General features: G+C 37.7%; 1 protein-coding gene. It reads left to right on the top strand.

Annotation, left to right across the window (positions count from 1 at the left end; genetic code table 11):
• Nucleotides 1-2,572 (top strand): isoleucine--tRNA ligase (ileS, locus tag Q5O73_RS10410; RefSeq protein ID WP_302669653.1); only part of this gene is annotated, 2,572 nt, incomplete at its 5' end.
• Nucleotides 2,573-2,621: the final 49 nt, after the last annotated feature.

Raw genomic sequence — 2,621 nt, 5'->3', positions numbered from 1 at the left:
GGGATATAAGAGTGTTAAGGAGCGTTCAGCAATAGTAAGGTTCAAGGTGGTAGGAGAGGATGCTTATTTCCTTGCATGGACAACAACACCTTGGACACTTCCATCTAACGTTGCATTGTGTGTAAACCCTAACGACACATATATTAAGGTTAAGGCTAATGACGGTTACACATATTATATTGCAGAAGCTTTAGCAGATAACGTACTTGGAAAATTAGCTACAGATGATGCACCGGCATACGAAGTTCTTGAAACTATGAAGGGTGCTGATTTAGAAAGAAAAGAATACGAGCCATTATATGATTGCGCTAAGCAGGTGGCAGACAAGCAGAGAAAGAAAGGCTTCTATGTAACATGTGACACATACGTTACAATGAGTGATGGTACAGGAATTGTTCATATTGCACCGGCATTTGGTGAGGATGATGCCAATGTAGGACGTAAATACGAACTGCCATTTGTACAGTTTGTAAATGATAAGGGTGAAATGACAGAAGAGACACCTTTTGCAGGTCTGTTTGTTAAAAAAGCAGACCCTGAGGTTTTAAAAGACCTTGATGCTAAGGGACAGCTTTTTGATGCACCTAAATTTGAACATGATTATCCACACTGTTGGAGATGTGATACACCACTTATTTACTATGCAAGAGAATCATGGTTTATTAAGATGACAGCAGTTAAAGATGATTTAGTTGCAAATAATAATACAGTTAACTGGATTCCAAAATCAATTGGAGAAGGACGTTTTGGAAACTGGCTTGAAAATGTTCAGGATTGGGGTATTTCAAGAAACCGTTATTGGGGTACACCACTTAATATTTGGGAATGCTGTGACTGCGGATGTCAGGAATCAATTGGTAGCAGGGCAGAGTTAGCAGAAAAAAGTGGAAATCCGGATGACGCAAAGGTTGAACTTCACAGACCATATATAGATAAGGTTACTTTTAAGTGCAAAGAATGTGGCGGCACAATGAAGAGAGTACCGGAAGTTATTGACTGCTGGTTTGACAGTGGTGCAATGCCATTTGCACAGCATCATTATCCGTTTGAAAATAAGGAATTATTTGAACAGCAGTTCCCGGCAGACTTTATTTCAGAGGCTGTAGACCAGACAAGAGGATGGTTCTATTCACTTATGGCAGAGTCAACATTGTTATTTAACAAGGCTCCATACAAAAACGTAATTGTTTTAGGACATGTTCAGGATGAAAACGGTCAGAAGATGAGTAAGTCAAAGGGGAACGCAGTTGATCCTTTTGAGGCATTAGAAAAATATGGCGCAGATGCAATCAGATGGTACTTCTACATTAATTCAGCACCATGGCTTCCAAACAGATTCCATGGTAAGGCAGTGGAAGAAGGACAGCGTAAATTTATGGGTACACTTTGGAACACATATGCATTCTATGTATTATACGCAGAAATTGATCAATTTGACCCAACTAAGTACACTCTTGATTACGATAAATTATCAGTAATGGATAAGTGGTTATTGTCAAAGATGAATTCTATGGTTAAGGCTGTAGATGACAATCTTGGAAATTACAGAATCCCTGAGGCTGCAAGAGCACTAGACGATTTTGTTGATGAAATGTCAAACTGGTATGTAAGACGTTCAAGAGAAAGATTCTGGGCAAAGGATATGCCACAGGATAAGATTAATGCTTACATGACACTTTATACAGCTTTAGTTACTGTAGCAAAGGCAGCAGCACCTATGATTCCGTTTATGACAGAGGATATTTACCAGAACTTAGTTAGAAGCGTGGATAAGAGTGCTAAAGAATCAATTCATCTTTGTGACTTCCCGAAGGTTAATGAAGCTCACATTGACAAAGAATTAGAAGAAAACATGGAAAGAGTTCTTAAGATAGTAGTTCTTGGACGTGCCTGCAGAAATAAATCAAATATCAAAAACAGACAGCCTATTGGAAAGATGTTTGTAAAGGCAGAATTTGAATTACCTGAATTCTTTAAGGAAATAATTACAGAAGAATTGAATATAAAAGAAGTAGAGTTTACTGAGGATGTAAGAGCGTTTACATCTTACTCATTTAAACCACAGCTTAGAACAGTAGGACCTAAATACGGTAAATTCTTAGGGAAGATTAAGGAAGCATTGGCAAACCTTGACGGAAATGCAGCAATGGATAAAATAAATGCCGGTGAACCGTTGGCCTTTGATTTTGACGGAAATGAAGTGGTTCTTGAGAAAGAGGATTTACTTATAGATATGGCACAGGTTGAAGGCTACGTTTCAGAAAGTGATGGCAATGTAACAGTAGTTCTTGACACAAATCTTTCAGAAGAGCTTATTGAAGAAGGCTTTGTAAGAGAAGTTATCAGTAAGATTCAGACAATGCGTAAGGAAGCCGGATTTGAAGTAATGGATAAGATTATAGTGAATGTAGATAAAAATGCTAAAATTGAGGACATTATTAACAACAATCTTGACGAAATTAAATTAGAAGTGTTGGCAGAAAAGGTAGAATTTGGTAAAATGAGTGGGTATAGTAAAGAGTGGAATATCAACGGTGAAAACGTAAGTTTAGGCGTTGAGAAAATCTCTTAAATAAAAGAGCAGTAAATTGTTTATAATTAAGGGGGACGGTGTATAAAGC

The sequence above is a fragment of the Eubacterium sp. AF15-50 genome (assembly GCF_934835595.1).
Lineage (GTDB): Bacteria > Bacillota > Clostridia > Lachnospirales > Lachnospiraceae > Eubacterium_G > Eubacterium_G segne.
The sequence above is the reverse complement of the archived record's forward strand: the minus strand, read 5'-3'. Positions and strand labels throughout refer to the sequence as shown.